Source organism: Caloramator sp. E03 (assembly GCF_006016075.1).
Classification (GTDB): domain Bacteria; phylum Bacillota; class Clostridia; order Clostridiales; family Caloramatoraceae; genus Caloramator_B.
In genome coordinates, this window is record NZ_CP040093.1 from 2,205,482 (window position 1) to 2,227,948 (window position 22,467).

Below are 22,467 nucleotides of genomic sequence, written 5' to 3' on the forward strand. Positions count from 1 at the left end.
AAAATAGAGGAGGGTCTAATTTGAAAAAAAATAAATACATATTAACAGCACTTTCACTATATATTAATTACTTTATTCATGGTATGGGTGCTATAATTTTAGCACAGAACATGCAATTTTTAATGAAGCAGCTTAATACTGATAAGGCTGGTGTTGCTTATGTTATTTCTGCGCTTGGAATAGGGCGTTTAATAGTTTTATATGTATCTGGAGTTCTATCTGATAAGTTTGGACGTAAACCTTTTGTTTTTCTTGGAATGGCTGTATATTCTGTTTTCTTTGTAGGAATTTTATTTAGCAAAAGCGTAACAGTAGCATTTATATTTGCATTATTTGCAGGTATGGCAAACTCAATACTTGATGCTGGAACTTATCCTGCTTTAATGGAAGCATTTCCAGAAGCACCAGGTACTGCAAATGTTATGATTAAAGCATTTATATCAGCTGGACAGTTCCTTTTACCACTAATTATTGGATTCTTAATAAATAATAACTTATATTATGGATATTCATTTATATTCTGTATTGCAGTATTTTTAATTAATGCTGTTTTCCTTATCAGGCTACCTTTTGCAAGCATGATTAAGAAAGAAGAAAAGACTGATAGCCAAGATAAAAACTTAGTTAACAATTTCAAAACTTCTCCAAATTTCTGGATTGAAGGAATAGCTCTTATTATAATGGGATATACTGCAACAGCAACTTTCTATCTTATATCTGTTTGGTTGCCAACTTATGGGACTGAAGTGGCTAAAATGTCAAAAAGCGTTTCATTAACTTTAATAAGTTATTATAGCATGGGTTCTCTTTTATCTGTATTTATTACATCATACTTAGTAAAAAGCTTAATAAGACCTGTAGTTTTTGTATTAGTTTATCCATTTTTATCACTACTTTCTCTTATACTTTTATGGTTAGTTCCAACTCAAACAGTTTGTATTTTATGTGCATTCTTAATTGGATTCACAGCTGCAGGAGGAGTTTTACAGTTAGCGTTAACAGTAATGGCAGAGCTTTTCCCAGCAAATAAAGGTAGAATTACAGGTATTGTTTATACTGCATCAAGTTTAGCTACCTTTACTATTCCTTTAATAACTGGTATTATATCAAAAACAAGTATTAGTAATATAATTTTATTTGACGTATTTATAGCAGCTGTAGGCGTTTTATTAGGACTAATTGTTAATGTAAGATATAAAAAGGTTATTAATGTTGAATCAAAAGCAGTAAATGCTTAATTTAGGAAAGGAGATATAAATGGGTAAAGTAGTTAAAGTTAAAGATGTTTTAATTGGTGAAGGTATGCCAAAGATTTGTGTCCCAATGGTTGGCGAAACGATAGAGCAGCTCATTGAGGAAGCTAATTATCTAAAAGGAATTGAATCGGATGTTGTAGAATGGCGTGTTGATTTTTATGAAAATGTTACTGATATCGATAAAGTAAAAGAAGCTTTAGTTAATATTAGAAAAGTACTTGATAATAAGCCAATAATATTTACTTTTAGAAGTGCAAAAGAAGGTGGACAAAGGGAAATAGAAAAATCATATTACTTTAAATTAAATAAAGAAATAGCTTCTACAAAATTAGTAGATATTGTTGATGTTGAGCTGTTTAATGATGAAAATGATATTAAGGAATTAATTAAATCTGCTCATGGAAATGGTGTTGCTGTTATTATATCAAACCATGATTTTAATAAAACACCATCAAAGGATGAAATTATATCACGCCTTAAAAAAGCAGCCGAACTTGGGGCAGATATTCCTAAAATAGCAGTAATGCCTACATGCGTTGAAGATGTAATTACACTGCTTGATGCTACACGAATCACAAAGGAACAATATGTTGATGTACCAATAATTACAATGTCTATGGCAGGCAAAGGTGTTATAAGCAGGTTATCAGGAGAGATATTTGGCTCTTCTTTAACCTTTGGTGCGGCTAAAAAGGCTTCTGCACCGGGACAAATTTCTGTTGGTGACTTGAAAAAGGTTATTGAATTAATTCACAGCAACCTTTAAAATTATAACTTGTTAAAATATAAAAGTTATGATTAAAAAGGATGGGTAGAATTTACATGAAATACCTAATGAGATTAAAGAAAAAAGCTGCTATATTATTTAGTATAACTATATTTATAAATCTAAATATAACGGGTTGTGGTAAAATTGCTGATACAAAACAGGCACCCTACCCAAGTCAGAATATTAATGGGATTATTGCATGGGGAGCAGGTGGAGGAACGGATAATGTTGCAAGAAGATTGCAGGCAGGAGCTGAAAAAGTCCTTGGGAAATCTATCATAATGTCAAATAAACCTGGAGGGGCAGGGATTTTGGCTACACAGTATGTATATGATCAAAAGGCTGACGGCTATACACTTCTTTTTAATGCCGAAACCCCTCCTCTTTATCCTATTCTTGGACTACCTAATTTGACTTATGATAAATTTGAACCAGTTTTATTATTAGTTAGGGGTAGTTCGGTTATTGTTGTCCCAAAAGATTCACCTTACAATACATTTGAGGATCTTATAAAAGATGCTAAAGCAAAGCCAAATAAGATAAACTTAGGTATAAGCGGTGTTGGAGGTCAGCCCTATATTACAGCTGCTATTTTAAAAAAGGTAGATGGTGTAGTATTTAATCAAGTTCCTTACGATGGAGATAGTAGTCTTATTACTGCTCTTTTAGGCAAACAAATTCAGGTGACGGCGCTATCAGTAGGGGCAGCAGCTCAATATATTAATAACGGAGATATGAAAGCATTGGTTGTAATGGCTAATAAGCCTAATCCAATCATTCCTAATGTGCCTACTGCTGGGGATATTAATCCACAATACCAAAAAATTCTTAAAACCTCAGGATTTTTTTATGGCGTTTTTGTGAAGAAGGGAACACCAAAAAATGTAACAGATAAGCTTGTAGAAGCATTTAAAAGGGCATATAATGATCCAAAGTTTCAACAATATGTTATATCTAACGGTATGGTACCTTTAGGGTTAACTGGTGAAGAGGCTAAAAAATTTATAAAGGATTGGCAATCTCAAATGTGCTGGCTAATTTATGAGGCTGGCGGTGCAAAGGAGTCGCCGGAGAAATTCGGTATTACAAAACCTTAGTATATGTTATCAATATGAGGATTCTGAAAGGTATCCTCATATTCTCATATAAATATAATTTGAAATGGAGGATAGACTTTATGCCAATAAATGAGCATAGTAAGCAGCAGAATATAGAGCATAAACAAAAAACAGGTGAACTTTATTTTTTAATGATATTATTTCTACTGTTTTCTGTTTTTTTTATTGATGCTTTAAAATATGAAGGAGTAATAGAAGGAAGAATTAATGGTTCAGGTATCGTTCCTCAGTTTATTTCAGTAGTAGTATTGATTATGATATTAATGTTATTTATTAAAACCCTTAAAAATCATGATCAAAAAATTAAAATTGCCGAAATATTAAAGTTTCTTTTTTGCCGTGAAGTAATCATTATTATTATGATGATTATTTTATATGCGATATTGATAGAAAAGCTCCACTTTGTTCCAACAACTATGTTTTTTTTATTTTTTACCATGTTATTCCTCGATAAAACTAAAATAGGTAATAAATTCGTAGTTTCTACTTGTACAATAGCATCAATTCTTGTAATTTTTAGATATATTTTTAATATCATACTACCGTAACATATTTAGGAGGGATAAAGTGTCAGGAATAGAAGGATTCTTAATACCATTTCTAAATCCCGAAATGATTTTATATATAGCTGTGGGTGTATTTGTGGGAATTTATGTTGGTGCTATACCTGGGCTTTCTGTAACTATGGCGGTTTCTGTTCTTATTTCTTTTACATTTGGTTGGAAAATATTACCGGCACTTGCAGTAATGGTTGGTATATATGTAGGTGGAGTCTATGGAGGAAGCCGTTCTTCTATTCTTTTAAATATACCTGGAGCTCCTGCTGCAATTGCTACTACATTTGATGGCTTCCCAATGGCTCAAAAGGGTGAAGCAGGAATAGCCATGGGGCTTAGTACTATACAATCAGTAATTGGTACATTGTTTGGCATCCTTGTCCTTGCATTGGCTTCACCTTTGGTTTCTAATCTGGCACTTAAATTTATGCCCCAAGATTATCTGTTAATATCAATAATGGGGTTATTATTGATTGGAAGTCTTAGTAAGGGTTCGATTATAAAGGCTTTAACTACAGCATGTCTTGGTATTTTAGTAGGAATGATTGGAATAGATCCTATTACTGGACAGGCAAGGTTTACTTTTGGATATGATAAACTTTTAGGTGGTATTAATTTTGTTGCTGCTATGATTGGTGTTTTTGGATTATCAGAGGCATTGATGCAGTTACGTGATAAGGTAGAACCTGTTAAACAAAAAGTAGATAAAATTATTCCAAGCTGGAATTTAATATTAAAGCATCTTCCACTTACATTACGAGCTTCCATATTAGGAACTATAATTGGAGCCCTTCCAGGAACAGGAGGGGATATAGCATCTCTTATAGCTTACGACCAGGCAAAACGAACAGTAAAGAACCCAACAAGGCCTTTTGGTGAAGGAGCTCATGAGGGTGTTATTGCACCAGAAGCTGCTAAAAACGCTGCAATAGGGGGAGCATTTATTCCTATGATGACGCTTGGCATTCCAGGGGATTCAGTTACGGCGGTTTTAATTAGTGCTATGATAATTCATGGGCTAAGACCAGGACCTATGTTAATGAAGGATCAGCCTCAATTTTTCTGGGTTATATTAGGTTGCCTTGTTATTTCAAATTTATTTCTTATTATCTTTGGTATGACAGGAATTAAACTTTTTACTAAGATTGTAGAAATTCCTAAGGCTATTGTTATTCCAATAATAATAGTTTTATCAATTGTGGGAAGCTACAGCATAAACAATAGTGTTGTAGATATTTACTGGATGATTGCATTTGGAATTCTTGGATACTTTTTTAAAATATATAATTACCCAACAGCTCCAATGGTTTTAGGAATGATTTTGAGTCCTATTATCGATATAAATTATAGACGAGCCATGGCTTTAAATCATAATAACTTCTATGAATTGATTAATTCTTTACTTGGCAGCCCTATTTCTTTTACATTGATATTTTTAATAATGCTTATGCCTTTATCTAAATTGAAATTTTGGAAAAGGATAAAGATGTTTTAAAGTAGGACGGTTAAAAACCGTCTTTTTTTAATGAAAAAGTAAGAAAGAATACAGTATAAACTTCTAATATATGGAAATGAATCAATAAAGAATAAAAAACAAATATTTACACATTGTACATTAAATTACAATAGAATTATAATAAAAGAAATAGAAATATTATTCTCCGAATTATAATTCCTAAGGCTTTTGCTATGGGTTATAATCGATGGGTATTGTTGGAAACGGCAGTGCCTTCCGCGTTTGAAAAGGAGAATTAAATTTCTCCTTTTACTTCTATGTGAAAGGGGTTTTTTTATGAAAAAATATTTGGCTTTTCTGAAACATATTTATATTCTTTTCTTTTAGCTTGCAGTTATTATAAAAATTTTTATACTGACAACAAATACTTAAGATACAGGTCTTTTTGAGTTATAATCCCTATTTTTGAAAAAGAAACAGGAATAAAAATTAATGCCGCAACAAAAATTCATTTTAGATGCAAAAAAGGTTCAACTATTATTATGGTAACCCATGACATGAGTGGGGTAAAAAGGCTTTAAGATAAAATAATATTTTTAGAGGATGGGAGGATAAAGTATGATTAGCACAGCAATTCTTACAATAAGCGATAAGGGCTCTAAGGGGGAGAGAGAGGATATTACGGGAAAAAATTTAAAGGAGCTTTTAGAGTCTTTAAATTATAGCGTTGAATATTACAAAATAATTCCCGATGAAATTGAGGAAATAAAAAGAGAGCTTATTTATATCTGTGATGAGCTTAAACTAAACTTGATACTTACAAATGGTGGGACAGGCTTTTCAAATAGGGATGTAACCCCAGAGGCAACCCTTTCAGTAATTGAAAAAAACGCTCCTGGTATTGCAGAGGCTATGAGGTATAATTCACTTAAAATTACTCCAAAGGCTATGCTGTCAAGGGCAGTAGCTGGAATTAGAAAGGATACCCTTATTATAAATCTTCCAGGAAGCCCAAAGGGTGCAATTGAAAATTTTAAATCTATAATGGATGCAATTCCCCATGGAATAGATATTTTAACAGGTAATGCAAAAGAATGTGCAAGATAAGGGGCTGATAGTGTGGAACTTTTTAAGGTGGTAGACTTAGATGAAGCACTGAATATAATTTTAGATAACAATAAAATCTCTTTAGGTTATGAAGAGATTGATATTTTAAAATCCTTAGATAGAGTTTTATATGAGGATATAATATCTCCCTTTAATGTCCCTGACTTTAGAAGGTCAACGGTTGATGGCTATGCAGTAAGATTTAAGGATACAATAGGCGTTAGAGAATCTATACCAGCAATGCTAAACCTTAAGGGTGAGGTTATAATGGGAAAGGCTTCAGATGGTGATATAAAAGAGGGAGAGTGCATGTACATCCCAACAGGAGGGATGCTTCCTTATAATGGTGATGCAGTTGTTATGATTGAATATACTGAAAAGCTTGATGATGAAACGATTTTAATAAACTCTCCAGTATCTTTTTTAGAAAACGTTGTTGAAATTGGAGAGGACGTTAGAAAAGATGAGATTATATTAAAAAAAGGAATCAGGATTAGACCTTTTGAAATAGGTGTTATGTCAAGCCTTGGAATTAAAAAAGTTAAGGTCTTTAAAAAAGCAGTTATAGGGATAATATCAACGGGCAATGAGGTTTTAGATATAAATGAAAAACTTACTTTAGGAAAAATCTACGATATAAACTCCTATCTTTTAATGTCCTTAGTAAAAAAGGATATGGCAGAGGCTAAAAGCTATGGGATAGTAAAGGATGATTATGAATCACTTAAAAGTATATTGGATAAAGCTTTAGATGAATGCGATATAGTACTGATTTCAGGAGGAAGTTCTGTTGGCAAAAAGGATGAAACCTTTAAGGTTTTAAATTCCTTTGATGACTTAGGGGTTTTGATTCACGGCATAGCAATAAAACCAGGAAAGCCAACCCTTATTGCAAGATGTAAAGGTAAAATAGTTTTTGGCCTTCCAGGACACCCTTTAGCCTGCAGTGTAGTTTATATAAGCCTTGTTAAAAAATACATACAAAGCCTTATAGGCTATTTTGAAAAAGAAATTCCAATAAGCTGCACCTTCGGACTTAATTATCATAAAGCAAAGGGAAGGGCGGAGTATCTTCCTGTTAATTTAATAGATGAAGATGGAGAATTAAAAGCATACCCTGTATTTACAAAATCAGGGCTTATAACTGGTTTTTCAAAGGCAGAAGGTTATATTGTAATACCTAAAAATGAAGAGGGCTTAAGGGAAAATCAGAAGGTTTATGTTTATAGATTATAGGAGGATATTATGTCAAACATATATTTATCAAATTATGAGCTTGATGATGCTCTTAATATTTATTTTTCAAATTTTGATTTTAAAGAAAAACTTGAAAGCGAAGAGATTTTAACCTGTGAATCTTGTGGGAGAGTAACATCGAAGGCGGTATATGCAAAAATATCATATCCTTTTTATAACTCATCAGCGATGGATGGCATTGCTGTAAAAAGCGAAAAAACTATAGGTGCTACGGAAAAGAATATGATAGAGCTTTATGAAAATGAGGACTACATAGTTGTTGATACTGGGGATCCTATACCTAAAGGTTTTGACAGCGTTATTATGGTTGAGGATATTATAAAGGTTAAAGAGGGCTGCGTAAAAATATATAAAAGTGCTCTGCCCTACGAGAATATTAGACCTATTGGTGAAGATATAGTGCAAAATACATTAATCCTTCCATCAAACCATAAAATAAGGGCAGTAGATATTGGGGCTCTTCTTTGCGGGGGAGTAAACAGCATAAAGGTCTATAAAAAGCCTAAAGTAGGCATAATACCAACAGGAACGGAAATAGTAGAGCCTACTTTAGACCTAAAAATTGGGGATATAATAGAGTCAAATTCGAGGGTTTTTAGTGCCCTTATTAGTGAATGGGGAGGAGAAGCTGTAAGGTATAACATAGTTAAAGATGATTATGAAAAAATAAAAACTGCAATAATAAAAGCAGTGGATGAAAACGATATAGTTTTAATAAATGCAGGATCCTCTGCTGGAAGAGAGGATTTTACATATAGCATTATAAATGAGATTGGAAAGGTTTTTGTCCATGGAATTGCAATAAAACCAGGTAAGCCTGTAATACTTGGTAAAATAAAGGATAAGCCTGTTATTGGTATACCAGGATATCCCGTCTCAGCCTATATTATTATGGAAAACATAGTAAAACCTCTTTTGGAAAAATATCAGGGACTTTTACATGATGAGGGGGATATAAAAGAGGCTGTTCTCTCAAGGAGAATAGTATCTTCATTAAAACATCTTGAATTTGTAAGGGTAAAGCTTGGATTTGTCGGGGATAAGCTTATCGCAACTCCCCTAAACAGGGGTGCTGGGGCAACGATGTCCTTAGTTAATGCCGATGGAATACTTAAAATTCCTCAAAACTGTGAAGGATTAGAGGCAGGAAGCAAAGTTAAAGTTAATCTTTTGAAAAAGACTAATGAAATTAAAAATACAATAGTTGTAATAGGAAGCCATGATCCTATAGTTGATGTTGTTTCAGATTTACTAAAGAAAAGTGAAGGAGGATATTCCCTCTCCTCATCCCACGTTGGAAGCATGGGAGGAATACTCTCTTTAAAAAAGGAAGAATGTCATATTGCACCTATCCATCTTCTTGATATGGAAAGTGGGGAATATAATATTCCTTATATAAATAAATATTTAAAGGGTATGGATGTTGCACTTATTAAAGGTGTTAAAAGAATTCAGGGGCTTATGGTTAAAAAAGGCAATCCCTATAATATAAAAGATTTAAATGATGTAGCTAAGCTTAAATTAAGATATATAAACAGGCAAAAAGGCTCAGGGACAAGGCTTTTGCTTGATTATAATTTAAAAAAACTTGGAATAGATTTTAGTGCAATTTCAGGCTATGAAAGGGAGGAGTTTACCCATCTTGGAGTTGCTGCAGCAATTAAAGAAGATGATGCTGACTGTGGTATGGGAGTATACTCTGCAGCACAACTTATGAATCTTGATTTTATACCAATATGCAGCGAGGAATATGATTTTGCATTACATGAATCTTATTTAGAAATGCCAATGATTAAAAAATTTATTGAAGTTATAAAAAGTGAGGAGTTTTTTAAACAGCTTGATAGACTTGGAGGATATGACTACTTAGAATGTGGAAAGATTATGAGGATTAGGGGATGAGATTGTGAAGGATGGATGGGGAAGAGATATAAATTATATAAGGATTTCAGTAACCGACAGATGTAACTTAAGATGTATATACTGCATGCCTTTGGAAGGCATTGAAAAAAAGGAGCATGATGATATATTAAGGCATGAGGATATATTAAAAATTGTAAAATGCTGTGCAAAACTTGGCATTAATAAAATAAGGTTAACTGGAGGAGAACCTTTAATAGTTAAGGATATAGATAAGCTTATATATGAAATAAGCAAAATAGAGGGAATTGACGATATAGGGATTACAACGAACGGAATTTTATTAAAGGATATGGCAGGGGATTTAAAAAGGTGCGGACTTAAAAGAGTAAACATAAGCCTTGATACATTGGATGAGGAAAAATTTAAAAAAATTACAAGAAGAGGACAGCTTAAAAATGTTTTAGAAGCCATTGAAGAGTGCCTTAGGATTGGCTTAAGCCCTGTAAAGATAAATACAGTGCTTATAAGAGGTATAAACGATGATGAAATTGATGAAATTATGAATCTAACAAGAAAGTATCCAATAGATGTTCGTTTTATTGAGCTTATGCCAATAGGAGAAGGGGAGAAATATTATAAGGATGGCTTTATTTCAAGCGAGGAGATTATAAAAAATAATAAAAGCCTTATTCCTCTTGGAAGGAAAAAGGGGGAAACAGCAGAGAATTATAGGCTTTCTGATTCAATAGGCAAAATAGGTTTTATAAGCCCTCTAAGCTGCAAATTCTGCGACAGCTGTAACAGAATAAGGCTTACCTCAACAGGAACTATAAAGCCCTGCCTTCACTCTGAAAAAGAGTACAGTATAAGAGAATATTTAAACAGTGAGGATATGCTTTTGATGGCTATTAAAAACTCTATAATAAATAAGCCTAAGGAGCATTATCTTGAGGAAAACGAGAAAAGCTTCAGCAAAAAAATGATGTTTCAAATAGGAGGTTAGTATGGAACTTACGCATATAAATAAAGAGGGAAGAGCAAGGATGGTAGATGTGAGCTTAAAGGATGAAACTTTAAGGGAGGCTGTAGCAAAGGGATATGTATACATGAAAAAAGAAACTTTAGAAAAGATAAAGGAGGGGAGCATTAAAAAAGGAGATGTTCTATCCGTTGCACAGGTTGGGGGCATACTGGGTGCAAAGAGGACAAGCGATATAATTCCAATGTGCCATCCAATTATGATGACAGGGTGCGACATTAGCTTTAAGCTAAATTTTGAAAAATTGAGGGTAGAAATAACATCAACGGTTAAAACAGTAGGACAAACTGGTGTTGAGATGGAGGCATTAAGTGCTGTAAGCATAGCCGCTTTAACTATTTATGATATGTGTAAGGCCATTGACAGAGAGATGATTATATCTGATATAAAGCTTATGAAAAAGTCTGGAGGGAAATCAGGACTTTTTGAAAGGAAGGAGGATTAATATGGCAAAGGTTTTAGCTATTAATATTAGCTCAAAAAAAGGGGAGATAAAACATCCAATAGGAGAGGGGTATTTTAGAGAAAATCACGGCCTTGAAGGAGATGCCCATGCAGGAAACTGGCACAGGCAGGTAAGCCTTCTTGGAAAGGAGAGCATCGATAAAATGAAAGCTCTTGGTATAGAGGGGCTTTGCACTGGAAAGTTTGCAGAAAACATTACAACTGAAGGCATAGAACTTTATAAACTTCCTATTGGTACAAAACTTAAAATAGGAGAGACTATAATGGAGGTAACACAAATAGGGAAAGAGTGCCATGCAGGATGCCAGATAAGAAATCTTGTTGGGGACTGCATTATGCCAAGGGAAGGTATATTTACAAAGGTTTTAAAGAGCGGATATGTAAGGGACGGGGATGAAATAGAAATTTTAGAAGAATAACTAATAGGAGTGTTTTATTTGATTGATGATAGGTATATAAGAAACATGGAGGCTTTAACTGAAGAGGAATGCTTAAAGCTTAAAAGCTTTAAGGTAGGAGTTATAGGGTGCGGAGGTCTTGGAGGATACATAATTGAGATGCTTTCAAGAATTGGAGTAGGATATATTGCTGCAGTGGATGGTGATGTGTTTCAAAGGTCTAATTTAAACAGGCAGATTTTATCAAGCAGCTTATCTATAGGGAAAAATAAGGCAAGGGAAGCAAAGGATAGGATGATGTATGTAAATCCTGATGTAAAAGTAGAAGCCTTCGAAGAGATGTTAAATGAAAATAATGCTGAAAGGATTTTAAAGGGACTTGATTTAGCAGTGGATGCACTGGATAACATAGATTCAAGGCTTCTTCTTCAAAGTAAGGCTAAGGAATATAATATACCGATAATTCACGGCTCAATAGGAGGATGGTACGGTCAGGTTACAACAATACTTCCAGGGGATAATACCCTTAAATTTATTTATAGAGAAGGAACTAAATCTGGAATTGAAAAAAAGCTTGGCAACCCTTCCTTTATACCCCCTTTAATAGCCTCAATACAGGTTAGCGAAGCCATTAAGCTTCTTTTAAATAAAGGGGATATATTAAGAAAAAAGATACTTTTTGTTGATATATTAAATAACGACTTTAATATAATTGAAGTTTAAAATAACAAAAAATACCAATAAAAATATGTATATATAATTTTAACCGGGTTACAATATATTGTGTAAAGGGTATACAGTGGTTGAGCTAAGACTTATATATGATCCCATTGGGGTTATATATGGGTCGACCAAAGGTTGCATGTAGGTCCTGGCAGGCTTGCATGCAGCCGGAGGGAAGATTCTGCATGGTGGGGAAAAGCTTTATTGCAGTCGAACTTATTTTTGATTGTAGTAGGGTTCCAACCTATCATGCAGAGTCGAGCTAAGATTATATAGGGTATCGTAAACTTTGATATGGTTTAAGTCCCAGTAAGCTGCTGGTACTAGTGCTTGTATGCAGCCGAGAGGTTGCATACAGGTGCGTAGATATCCTATATAGTCGAACGAACCATCATTATAGGTTGTGAACTGCTCTATCATAGTCGGAAGATTATGGTTGGGTAATAAGCTATCTATAGTGGTGTAAGGTAGATCACTGTGTGCTCTTTAATTTTTTTATAAAAAGCCTGAAGTATGTTTTACATATTTCAGGCTTTATTTAAGAATAAAAAATTTTAGTATCCTTGGTCATAAATAAACCAAGGGCTGTTTGCATCTTTTCTAATAAGTATCATATTCCAGTTATCATATATTCCTTCTTCCCATGGGCCTGATTTTCCCTTTGGATATTCTACTTTAAAACTTACTTTAAAAACTATTATCTTTTCAGGGGCAAAATCAGGATTATTAGGTCTATAACTTTTTCTCTCATAATCTTGAGGGTCATAACTTATGCTTAAAAGGGTACGGGTTTCATATCCGTATAATACCATATTTTTTGATTTTCTTTTTTCATGGAGGGTTTCAAGTATAGCCTTATCGTTTTTATCATGTACTGCTTTAAAATATTTTTCAACAACTGCACGGGCAGAGGCAACTTCTTCATCTGTAAACTCAGGAAGATTAAGGTATATATATTTTTTGTAATTATTACCCGAATTTAAAGAATCATTATATATTGCATTCTTTAAAAGCTCTATATTATTATACATTGGAGCTGTATTTCCGTAGGTATTTTCAATATCTCTTCTTGTATAAGGGAAAATCATATTATATTTTGAAGTGTCAAGACTTCCTGTAGATGGAGTATCCCTAAAAGCAAATTTTATATCATCAAGATTTCCAATCATAGCAAATAAAACAAGTGCATTTTTCTCCATTATTGCATAGGATGAGGCGGTTAAATTCTGCCCTGCAGAGCCCTCCTTTTTTTCATAATATACAGTAAGACTTAAAGGCTTTTCCTTTGTATTCAAAGATATATAATGTTGTATATAATTTTTGCTTGGCAAAGGAAGACAGTTTATAAGGGAGGATACATTACTATTATTTCCCAAGTAAGGCGTTTTGTGTTTTGATATTTCTTTAAGGTTATACTTTGGTATATTAACTCTTACAACAAAGGAGTAATTAACTTTTCCTTTATCCTTATAATTTAGAAATATACTGTAGATATATTCCCCTGTATCTTGAGGGGATGGAATGTACAGTAATCCATTTTGAATAAAAGGGTTAGGTAAATTATAGTCTATTTTATTTTTGTTTTTATAGATTTCCATTCCCTCAAAAGTAAATTCATATTTTTTGTCAGTTTTTATTTTCTGAGTTGTTAAAGTAATTATATCTCCTGCCTCTAAATAAAGTATATTGTCATCGCTGTATTTTAAATCTGCAGGGTGAAGTGAATCAGCATGTATATACATATTTTTTACCTTCCAGTTGTAGCCTAACCTTTGTGCAAGTTTTGTTTCTGAGCCTTCAGCATTTATATAAATTTCTGGAGGCTCTTTATTTATCTCCTTGGTTTTAGCACCAAGAAATACTGCGGTTAAAACTATACATGCTATAAAAAGAATAGATAATAATGTAATTAGTTTTGTTTTTTTACTATATTTCATTGTTTATATCAGCCTTTCCTATTTATTAAAAAAATACTTCTAATTTATAGTGTGTATTTATTAACTTAAAATGTCAATACTTAAAAATCTTAGAAATCTAAGGGACGGTTACTTATTTTGCATAAAAATCCGAGGGACGGTTACTTATTTTGCATAATATGCCGAAAAATTCAGGGTTAGGTTTTAATATCAATTTTTACATATAATAAGTAACAGGTCATGACTAAAAGTAGCCACAACGACGGAATGAAAAAGTTTTCTCCATCTCCGGTGCCAGGCACCGAAGATGGAGAAAATATTAAATCCATAAAATAAGTAACCGTCTCTCCCTAATTTATTTTATGGATATCCCCCTAATTTTGCATATATAGTATATAAAATAAGTAACCGTCCCTCGGCTTGTACTTTTTTCCTTTTTTGTAAAGGCACATTTTCACACTAACCGTCCCTCCCTAATTTAGACAAAGAAGCAAAAATAAAAAGCTGACTTGGGATAATTTACCCCAAATCAGCTAAGCAAAATAATGTGGTTCTATAATATATGTTGGGGCGTAGCCCCAGCATATTTTTTTACAAAAAAATATGCACCTGTTTTAGATGCCTGGTAAAATTAAATTAACTACAAAAATATTACCTGAAAGGAGGCATCCAACAAGTGCACAATAATTATTTTATCAAAAATTTACTGGGTTTTAAAGATGTTATTATAACAAAAGTACTTGATAATGTTTGCTATGAAATTTATTTAGAAATGAAAAAGAAGCCTCATACTTGTCCTCGTTGTAATTCTGAAACTCGTAGAGTTCACGACTATAGAATTCAACGTGTTAAACATCTTCCTTTTTTCTTAAAACCTACGGTTCTTATTATTAAAAAACGTAGGTATCGTTGTAATGTTTGTGGTAAGAGATTCTATGAAAGTATTGAATTTCTTCCTCGATATCATAGAATCACCAATCTTCTATCTCTGTATGTAATTAATGAACTTGCTAATACTTGTAGTATGTCAAGTGTTGCTAAAAAAGTTAACTTATCTGTTGATACTATAAAACGCATTTTCAATAATGTGTCTTATTCTGCTGCTACTACTTTACCTAAAATTATTGCTATTGATGAATTTAAAGGTAATTCTGGTGGTGCTAAATATCATTGTTCTATCGTTGACCCTGTTAATAGAAAAATTATTGATATTATTAAAGATAGACAGTTTCACGTCCTATCGGACTACTTTAAAAAAATTAAAAATCGCGATAGTGTTGAATATTTTATTTGTGATATGTGGCAACCTTATATTGATTTAGCTAAAACTTACTTTAAAAATGCTATTATTGTTATTGATAAATTCCATTATATTAGGCACGCTATGTGGGCTGTAGAAGCAGTTAGAAAACGTGTTCAAAAAGAGCTATCTGTTAAATTAAGAAAATACTTTAAAAGAAGCAAAAAACTTATTCTTAAAAGATTTGACTTACTTGATGAAGATTCAAAGTTCGCATTACAAGTTATGTTTTCTTACAATAGCGATTTAGCTATTGCTCATACCTTAAAAGAAAAACTATTAAAAATAATTGATACTACCTCTTCTTCTAAAGAAGCTCGTACTTTATTAAAGGAATGGATTAAGTTTGCACAAAGTAGCGGCCTTAAAGAATTTGAAAGATGTGCTAATACTTATATCAGGTATTTTAATGAAATAGTGAATTCTTTTGATATACCATATACAAATGCTTGCACTGAAGGCTTTAATAACAAAATTAAAGTTATTAAAAGAAATGCCTTCGGCTTCAAAAACTTTGATAGGTTTAGAAATAGAATTCTTCATTGCTGTAATTAAAGTAAATTATAATACCAAATTTTAGAAAACCAACTCACGTTGGTCTTTTTGTCCTGCAATTTTTGTGGGATACTCTCCCCAATCTAACTTATCTTTCTAAAATAACTCTCAAACAAGATAGGACAGGCATTCTAATCGAATACCCGCCCCAACAATTGACAAAGAGCCAATAATGTATTTAAAAGCTATTCTTCTTTATGCATATTAATTTCTTTTACATTATAGACTCTTAAAGAATCTTTAATGCTCTTTTCTATTGCTAAATTACCATATTTATCAACTTCGCTTCTGTCCTTTGGGCCGTGGCTTAAGGATGCAGCACCACCTATACATCCTCCAACACATGCCATGCCTTCTATGAAGTTTCCGTTTAATTTATTAACCCTTGCGATTTTTAAAGCTTTGTCACACTCTTTCAATCCATCGCATACGACAGGCTTAAATTCTACCTCTAAATTCTGCTCTTTAATAGCCTCCTTTACTGCTTCAGTTACTCCCCCTGATCTTGCAAATATTCTTCCAAAGAAAGATGCATTGTTTAAAACCCCATCTTCGCATTCTTCAATATTTATATCAAAAGCATCTAGCATTGCCTGAAGTTCTTCAAATGTCATTACATAATCTGTACTTCCTTTAAGTTCTTCTCTTTGAATCTCTGCTTTTTTAGCAGTGCATGGGCCTATGAATACAATTTTAGCATTGCTGTCCATTTCCTTTATAAGCCTTGATACTGCAATCATAGGTGATACAGTTGAAGATATGTTACCTTTAAGGTCAGGATATTTTTTTTCAATAAATGACACAAAAGCAGGGCAGCAGGATGTTGTCATAAATTTCTTATCCTTTAATTTTTCTACAAGTTCTTTTGATTCATTTTCTGCTACCATATCCGCTCCAAGGGCTGCTTCAACGACATCATAAAAGCCAAGCTTTTTAATTCCAGTTACAACCTGTTCAATTCTTGCATAGGTAAATTGGCTTGATATTGAAGGAGCTATTACAGCATATACATGAATATTTTTATCCTCCTTAGCTTTTTTTAGAAGGTTAACTATATCAACGACAAAGGACTTGTCCATTATTGCACCAAAAGGACATTGATATACACAGGCACCACATTGAATGCATTTATCATTATCTATAACTGCTTTTTTATTTTCATCAATGTAAAGTGCTGAAGCATTGCAAGCTTTTCTGCAGGGCCTCATAACATCAGATATTGCATTATACGGACATGCGTTTTTACACCTTCCACATTCTATACACTTTTCATGATCTATATAGGATTTTCTATCGATTATATAAATTGCACCAACAGGGCAGGCTTCTTTGCATTTGTGGGCAAGACACCCTCTGCAGGCCTCAGTTACTTTAAAACGATGAATTGGGCATTCATCACAGGCTTCACTAATAACTTCTATAATATTTGGATTGCTTTTGTCTCCCCCCATTGCAAGCTTTACTCTTTCTGAAACAATGGCTCTTTCCTTATATATACAGCATCTTGTCATTGGCTTTGGCCCAGGAATTACTTCTTTTGGGATGTCCAAGATTTTTTCGTTTAAGTTGCCTTCTTTTGTATATTTTATTACCTGCTTTAAAACTTTATATTTTATAAGCTGAACATCATTTTCAAAATTCCTCATTATACCACTTCCTTATAGAATTTATTATAATTATTTAATATTAGCACTAGCCATTTAAAAGTATACTATCAGTTTAAAAAAATATCAACGCATAAAATATAGGTAGTTTTTCAATAAAAAATACTTAAAAATGATTATTTTATTAATATACCACTTTGTTCTATTGTACAGTATTTTATTATTTGTTACAATAATTATTGTTAACAAATTAACATTTATTTTGGAGGGATTAATGTGTTAAGTGTTTATATATGTGTAGGAAGTTCATGCCATCTTAAAGGTTCCTATCAAATAATGAAGATATTTCAAGATATTATTAAAGAAATGCATCTTGAGGATAAGGTTGAACTTAAAGCTTCTTTTTGCCTTGGAAACTGTACAAAAGGAGTTTCTATTAAGGTTGGGGAAGAAGTAATAGGCAATGTAACGCCTGAAAATGCTAAGGAAAAATTTAAAGAGCATATTTTGATGAGGGTTTGATGTATTATGAATACAATAAGATTCAAAGAAGCAAACTGTAAAAACTGCTACAAGTGTATAAGAAGCTGTCCTGTAAAAGCCATATCTTTTAATAATGACCAGGCTCAAATAATGGAAGACAGCTGTATACTATGTGGAAATTGTCTTAAAGTATGTCCACAAAATGCTAAAAGCGTAGTGGATGAAATAGAAAAGGTGAAGAGATTTATTGAAAAGAAATATAAGGTTTATGCAAGTATTGCTCCATCGTTTACAGCAGCTTTTAATACAAAAAGTGCAAAAGCTATATATAATGCTATTAAAAAGCTTGGTTTTGCATATATAGAAGAAACAGCAATTGGCGCCGCAAAAGTTTCACAGGAGTATGAAAAATTAATTAGTAATGGGAAAATGAAGAATATAATTTCAACAGCTTGTCCTGTAATTGTTTTACTTGCAGAGAAATATTATCCTGAAGTATTAGAGTACCTTGCACCAGTAGTATCGCCTATGATTGCCCATGCAAAGATAATGAAAAAACTATATGGTGATGATATTAAAGTTGTTTTTATAGGACCTTGTCTTGCTAAAAAGGAAGAATACAAAGATGGAGAAAATGAAAAATTTATTGATGCAGTAATAACCTTTGAGGAATTACAAAGGTGGATGGATACAGAAGGTATTAGTTTGATAGATGAGGACGAAGAGGAAGGTTCTGAAAAGCTTAATGCAAGGTTTTATCCTCTTGTTGGAGGAATTCTTAAGACTATTGAAAATAAGGAAAAAAGCAATTACAGGTTTATAAGCATTGATGGAATAGAAAACTGTATGAAAACTTTTGAAGCTATTAAAAATGGCAGAGCTTTTGGTTACTTTATTGAGATGAATAGCTGTTATGGTGGGTGTATTAATGGTCCTTGCATAAACAATGATGATTATAGTTATATCAATGCTATGGATAAAGTTTTAAACTATATAGAAAAAGCAAATAAAGTTGAAAACATTAGTAAATTCGATATTGAGATTGATTTGCATAAAGAATTTTTTAATAAAATGAAGTGTAATGATATACCTGATGAAAAGACTATAAGAAGTATATTAAGAAAAATAGGCAAGTTTAAAAAGGAGGACGAATTAAACTGTGGTGCCTGCGGATATTCAAGCTGCAGGGAGAAGGCAATTGCAGTGTATAACAATAAAGCCAACCTTCACATGTGCCTTCCTTATATGAGGGAGAAGGCAGAATCACTATCAAACATAATTATAAACTCCTCTCCTAATGCTATATTAGCTTTAAACAGGGAGCTTTATATTCATGAAGCAAATAATGCAGCATATAGGATATTTAATATTGAAAACATCAACTTGGTTGGTAAAAATGTTTATGATTTTTTTGACTGTCCTGATTTTGCTATTGTAAAAGATACTGAAAAGAATATATTAAACCAAAAATATCATTATGAAAAATTTGATGTAACAGTTGAGCAGTCTATTATATACGTAAAAGATCAGGATGCTATTATAATTATAATGAAGGATATTACAAAGGAAGAAAAAAGTAATAAACAGCTTAATAAAGTTCGAAGTGAAACAGTTGAAATTGCTCAAAAGGTTATAGAAAAGCAGATGAGAGTAGCTCAGGAGATTGCCAGTTTACTTGGAGAAACTACTGCGGAAACAAAGGTTGCATTAACAAAACTAAAGGATATAATAGTAACTGAGATGGGTGAAGAAATATGAGCTTTTTTATAGATGCAGATTATGAGAGTATAAATAAATATAATGAAGAGCTTTGTGGAGATAGGGTTGAAATAATAAGAAATAAAGATTCTATAGTTGTAGTCCTTGCAGATGGCCTTGGAAGCGGGGTTAAGGCAAATATACTATCAACTTTAACAAGCAAAATAATAGGCACAATGCTTTCAAAGGGTTCAAGCATTGATGAGGCAGTTGAGACTATAGCTAAAACCCTTCCTGTATGTAAAGAAAGGGGGATTGCCTATTCAACATTTTCTATACTTGAAATATTTAATAATGGAGAAGGATATCTTGTAGAATTTGATAACCCTTCTATAATAAGGCTAAAAAATGGCAAATATGTGCAACTTCTTAAAAATCAAAGGATTGTTTATGATAAAAAAATATATGAAACAAGATTTAAAATAGATTTAGATGATACATTTATTATGATTAGTGATGGTGCTGTTCATGCAGGAATTGGGCAGCTTCTTAATTTAGGTTGGCAATGGGAAAATATTAAAGAATATACAGAGAGGATGTATAAAAAGGAGCTGTCTGCTAAAAGTTTTGCAAGGCTTTTAGTAAGTGTTTGTGATAATCTTTACGGGCAAAAACCAGGTGATGATACAACAGTTGCTGTAGTAAGGGTTAGAAAGGCCCAAAACATGAACATTTTAATAGGCCCTCCTGCTGATAAGGAACTTGATAATTATGTTGTTAATAAATTTATAAGCAGCACAGGGAAGAAAATTGTATGTGGAGGAACAACCTCCCAAATAGTTTGTAGAGTTCTTAATAGGGAACTAAAAGTCAATCTAAACTATATAAATCCTGCAATCCCCCCAACAGCAGAAATTGATGGTATAGATTTAACCTGTGAGGGTGTTCTTACTATTAGCAAGGCTCTTGAACATGTTAAACGTTATATATCCTCAAAGGATGCTTCTCACAACTTTTTTTATTTGGAGAAGGGTGATGGAGCATCAAGACTTGCAAAAATGCTTATAGAAGAAGGTACGAGTATACATTTTTTTGTTGGACGAGCTATAAACCCTGCACACCAGAACCCTGAATTTCCTTTAGATTTAGGATTGAAGTTAAAACTTGTAAACGATATGGTTGAGTATTTAAAACTACTTGGTAAGGAGGTTATTGTTGATTACTTTTAAACTATGTATACGATAAAACTAAAACTTTACAAACCAAGCAACAGAAAACGTGAAATAATCGATGAAGCTATGAAAAATTATTCACTTGCTTATCAATATCTACTTGATAAGGCTTATTATGATTTAAAACGTATTGAAAAGGATTTTAAAGACAGCAGGGGAAGCTATAGCACAATGAGTGTTATAAAATGGATTGATAAAGATTTAAGCAAGGAACTTAATAGGTTTTCAATTGAACCATTTAAGGATGCTCTAAAAATGGAGTTTGCCTCTACCCTTGTTGGATATTTAAAACTAAAACAAAATAGAAAACAAGTTAATTTTCCTTGTGCTTATATATCAGATGAAAAGCTTGAAAGTATATATTCTGATATTACAAGGGATTTACTGGAGGGGAAAAAGGATATTTCATGCTATGAATCAGAGCTTGAGAGGTTATTTAAGAAAAATAGGCCTAAATCTTTATTTTTTGGAAGATATGATAAAAACAGAAATTATTGTCTCCTTTATGATGAGAAAACTAATAGGTATTTTGTAAAACTTTATCTTTTAAACTCTAAAAGTTTAAAGAGAAAGAAAATAAATATAAATGAAAATAGAAAGCTTAAATATATTTATAAAGGTTTTGATGAGGTAAAAGATAGGCAAAGGAGGGAGTGCTTTATTATACTTCCTCTATCCTTTGGAAAGTATCAAGAAGGATATTTAAAAAAGGCTTTAGATGATCCTTCTATTTTAAAGGTAGCAAGGCTTGTAAAAGAAAAAGATGAATATTATATTTTAGTTACACTTGATATTAAGATGCCAGATAAAATCGAAATTTTAAATTTTATGGGTGTTTCAAGGGGAATATATAAAGACATATTTTATACTATTTCTGATAAGATGGGGAATGAGATTGAAAGTGGGAGTGTTTCAAATAATAATCTTTACTGTGTTGCTAATTATATAGCAGAAAAGGCTTTTGAAAAAAAGTGTCAGGTTATAATGCATAGAAATTTCAACATGGGAGATAAGTTAAAATGGAGTGACAGTAAAGGGGAGGTAAGTCCTAAGCTTCATACTAAGGAGTATAATAAGCTTTTTAAGATATTAAGCTATAAACTTCCTGAAAAGGGTTTGCCTGTTCCGGTGAAGGTAAGCTGTAAAAGCATATATACAACATGTCCAAGTTGTGGTGCTAATACTATAAAAAATAGATTTTCAGAAAATCTTTATATATGTGTTTATTGTGGATATGCTGATAATATTGAACATCTTGGTAGTTTAAATACATCAAGAAGGTTAATAAAATATATGCAGGATAAGATAAAAATAAAAGTAGAAAAAACTAAGGATAAGCTAAGGTTTGTAAATAAAGATTTAAACCTTAATTATATTCCCCAAAACCCTTATGACTGTAAGGATGAATTTATTGGAGAATTAAAAAGGATTGTTAAGGAGTTTTACAAAACAGATTCAAACAGAGATAAGAACTATAAAAAAAGATTAAGCCTAATAAAGAAAATAGGAAACTGTGAAAATATATTTGAAAAGATTCAAATAATCGATTAGAATATTATTGGTGCTTTTGCTGCCGCACCTTATCTCAAAGATGTGGCAATCCTTCTTTGGGATAAAAACCTACAGGGTAGGGCTAATAGAGGCAGCTATCTATATTAAAGGGTATATGGT

The 22,467-nt window shown here is 32.4% G+C and carries 19 protein-coding genes and 1 riboswitch; of the genes, 17 read left to right on the forward strand and 2 right to left on the reverse strand.

Annotated elements, in window-relative coordinates; genetic code table 11:
* Positions 1-20: 20 nt before the first annotated feature.
* The 12 genes from FDN13_RS10665 (at position 21) to FDN13_RS10720 (ending at position 12,008) form a co-directional block, all read left to right on the forward strand.
* Positions 21-1,238: an MFS transporter gene (locus tag FDN13_RS10665; protein WP_243120210.1), complete on the forward strand. Its 1,218-nt coding sequence runs from the start codon at positions 21-23 to the stop codon at positions 1,236-1,238.
* 19 nt (positions 1,239-1,257) lie between these two features.
* Positions 1,258-2,022, forward strand: a complete 765-nt coding sequence (gene aroD / locus FDN13_RS10670) for a type I 3-dehydroquinate dehydratase (protein ID WP_138980290.1) — start codon at positions 1,258-1,260, stop codon at positions 2,020-2,022.
* 56 nt (positions 2,023-2,078) lie between these two features.
* Positions 2,079-3,122 (forward strand): tripartite tricarboxylate transporter substrate binding protein, encoded by a 1,044-nt coding sequence (locus FDN13_RS10675; protein WP_168190142.1) that lies wholly within the window; start codon positions 2,079-2,081, stop codon positions 3,120-3,122.
* An 80-nt stretch (positions 3,123-3,202) separates the two neighbouring features.
* On the forward strand, positions 3,203-3,691 hold the full coding sequence (locus FDN13_RS10680) for a tripartite tricarboxylate transporter TctB family protein (RefSeq protein ID WP_168190143.1): 489 nt from the start codon (positions 3,203-3,205) through the stop codon (positions 3,689-3,691).
* 19 nt (positions 3,692-3,710) lie between these two features.
* Complete coding sequence (locus FDN13_RS10685) at positions 3,711-5,195, forward strand: tripartite tricarboxylate transporter permease (RefSeq protein ID WP_243120211.1); 1,485 nt, start codon at positions 3,711-3,713, stop codon at positions 5,193-5,195.
* 152 nt (positions 5,196-5,347) lie between these two features.
* Positions 5,348-5,465: riboswitch (molybdenum cofactor riboswitch) on the forward strand.
* A 309-nt stretch (positions 5,466-5,774) separates the two neighbouring features.
* A complete protein-coding gene (locus tag FDN13_RS10690; RefSeq protein WP_138980296.1) occupies positions 5,775-6,263 on the forward strand; it encodes a MogA/MoaB family molybdenum cofactor biosynthesis protein in 489 nt (162 codons plus the stop codon).
* Between the two features lie 12 nt (positions 6,264-6,275).
* Positions 6,276-7,499 (forward strand): molybdopterin molybdotransferase MoeA, encoded by a 1,224-nt coding sequence (locus FDN13_RS10695; protein WP_138980298.1) that lies wholly within the window; start codon positions 6,276-6,278, stop codon positions 7,497-7,499.
* A 6-nt stretch (positions 7,500-7,505) separates the two neighbouring features.
* Complete coding sequence (locus FDN13_RS10700; protein WP_138980301.1) at positions 7,506-9,422, forward strand: molybdopterin biosynthesis protein; 1,917 nt, start codon at positions 7,506-7,508, stop codon at positions 9,420-9,422.
* 4 nt (positions 9,423-9,426) lie between these two features.
* Positions 9,427-10,386 (forward strand): GTP 3',8-cyclase MoaA, encoded by a 960-nt coding sequence (moaA, locus tag FDN13_RS10705; RefSeq protein WP_138980303.1) that lies wholly within the window; start codon positions 9,427-9,429, stop codon positions 10,384-10,386.
* A gap of 1 nt (position 10,387) precedes the next feature.
* Positions 10,388-10,867, forward strand: coding sequence for a cyclic pyranopterin monophosphate synthase MoaC (gene moaC, locus FDN13_RS10710; protein ID WP_138980305.1), 480 nt, complete (start codon positions 10,388-10,390; stop codon positions 10,865-10,867).
* Between the two features lies 1 nt (position 10,868).
* The gene (locus FDN13_RS10715) at positions 10,869-11,306 is read left to right on the forward strand and encodes an MOSC domain-containing protein (RefSeq protein WP_138980308.1); all 438 of its coding nucleotides are present in this window, start codon (positions 10,869-10,871) and stop codon (positions 11,304-11,306) included.
* 45 nt (positions 11,307-11,351) lie between these two features.
* Positions 11,352-12,008 carry a HesA/MoeB/ThiF family protein gene (locus FDN13_RS10720; RefSeq protein ID WP_138981076.1) on the forward strand — a complete coding sequence of 219 codons (657 nt, stop codon included), beginning with the start codon at positions 11,352-11,354 and terminating at the stop codon, positions 12,006-12,008.
* 554 nt (positions 12,009-12,562) lie between these two features.
* Here FDN13_RS10720 and FDN13_RS10725 read toward each other — a convergent pair.
* Positions 12,563-13,945, reverse strand: coding sequence for a DUF4825 domain-containing protein (locus FDN13_RS10725; protein ID WP_138980310.1), 1,383 nt, complete (start codon positions 13,943-13,945; stop codon positions 12,563-12,565).
* Positions 13,946-14,600: 655 nt separating this feature from the next.
* On the opposite strand from FDN13_RS10725, the gene FDN13_RS10730 reads away from it, so the two are divergent.
* Positions 14,601-15,779: an ISL3 family transposase gene (locus tag FDN13_RS10730; RefSeq protein ID WP_138979026.1), complete on the forward strand. Its 1,179-nt coding sequence runs from the start codon at positions 14,601-14,603 to the stop codon at positions 15,777-15,779.
* A gap of 185 nt (positions 15,780-15,964) precedes the next feature.
* On the opposite strand, the gene FDN13_RS10735 is transcribed toward FDN13_RS10730, so the two are convergent.
* On the reverse strand, positions 15,965-17,425 hold the full coding sequence (locus tag FDN13_RS10735; protein WP_138980313.1) for a 4Fe-4S dicluster domain-containing protein: 1,461 nt from the start codon (positions 17,423-17,425) through the stop codon (positions 15,965-15,967).
* A 234-nt stretch (positions 17,426-17,659) separates the two neighbouring features.
* Here FDN13_RS10735 and FDN13_RS10740 point away from each other — a divergent pair, with 234 nt between their 5' ends.
* The 4 genes from FDN13_RS10740 to FDN13_RS10755 are packed head-to-tail and all read left to right on the forward strand — an operon-like array spanning position 17,660 to position 22,347.
* Positions 17,660-17,905, forward strand: a complete 246-nt coding sequence (locus FDN13_RS10740) for a (2Fe-2S) ferredoxin domain-containing protein (protein WP_138980315.1) — start codon at positions 17,660-17,662, stop codon at positions 17,903-17,905.
* A gap of 6 nt (positions 17,906-17,911) precedes the next feature.
* Complete coding sequence (locus FDN13_RS10745; RefSeq protein WP_138980317.1) at positions 17,912-19,624, forward strand: [Fe-Fe] hydrogenase large subunit C-terminal domain-containing protein; 1,713 nt, start codon at positions 17,912-17,914, stop codon at positions 19,622-19,624.
* Positions 19,621-20,793 carry a SpoIIE family protein phosphatase gene (locus FDN13_RS10750; RefSeq protein ID WP_138980320.1) on the forward strand — a complete coding sequence of 391 codons (1,173 nt, stop codon included), beginning with the start codon at positions 19,621-19,623 and terminating at the stop codon, positions 20,791-20,793. Before FDN13_RS10745 ends, FDN13_RS10750 begins: the two co-directional genes overlap by 4 nt.
* Before the next feature lie 3 nt (positions 20,794-20,796).
* A complete protein-coding gene (locus FDN13_RS10755) occupies positions 20,797-22,347 on the forward strand; it encodes a hypothetical protein (RefSeq protein ID WP_138980322.1) in 1,551 nt (516 codons plus the stop codon).
* The last annotated feature ends 120 nt before the right edge of the window (positions 22,348-22,467 follow it).

Excerpts from the sequence above, each read along its gene's own strand:
- FDN13_RS10715 (WP_138980308.1), top strand. The coding sequence starts at position 10,869 with ATGGCAAAGGTTTTAGCTATTAATATTAGCTCAAAAAAAGGGGAGATA.
- FDN13_RS10720 (WP_138981076.1), top strand. The coding sequence starts at position 11,352 with ATGGAGGCTTTAACTGAAGAGGAATGCTTAAAGCTTAAAAGCTTTAAG.
- moaC (WP_138980305.1), top strand. The coding sequence starts at position 10,388 with ATGGAACTTACGCATATAAATAAAGAGGGAAGAGCAAGGATGGTAGAT.
- FDN13_RS10690 (WP_138980296.1), top strand. The coding sequence starts at position 5,775 with ATGATTAGCACAGCAATTCTTACAATAAGCGATAAGGGCTCTAAGGGG.
- FDN13_RS10735 (WP_138980313.1), bottom strand. The coding sequence starts at position 17,425 with ATGAGGAATTTTGAAAATGATGTTCAGCTTATAAAATATAAAGTTTTA.
- FDN13_RS10680 (WP_168190143.1), top strand. The coding sequence starts at position 3,203 with ATGCCAATAAATGAGCATAGTAAGCAGCAGAATATAGAGCATAAACAA.
- FDN13_RS10725 (WP_138980310.1), bottom strand. The coding sequence starts at position 13,945 with ATGAAATATAGTAAAAAAACAAAACTAATTACATTATTATCTATTCTT.
- aroD (WP_138980290.1), top strand. The coding sequence starts at position 1,258 with ATGGGTAAAGTAGTTAAAGTTAAAGATGTTTTAATTGGTGAAGGTATG.
- FDN13_RS10755 (WP_138980322.1), top strand. The coding sequence starts at position 20,797 with ATGTATACGATAAAACTAAAACTTTACAAACCAAGCAACAGAAAACGT.
- FDN13_RS10750 (WP_138980320.1), top strand. The coding sequence starts at position 19,621 with ATGAGCTTTTTTATAGATGCAGATTATGAGAGTATAAATAAATATAAT.
- FDN13_RS10675 (WP_168190142.1), top strand. The coding sequence starts at position 2,079 with ATGAAATACCTAATGAGATTAAAGAAAAAAGCTGCTATATTATTTAGT.
- FDN13_RS10745 (WP_138980317.1), top strand. The coding sequence starts at position 17,912 with ATGAATACAATAAGATTCAAAGAAGCAAACTGTAAAAACTGCTACAAG.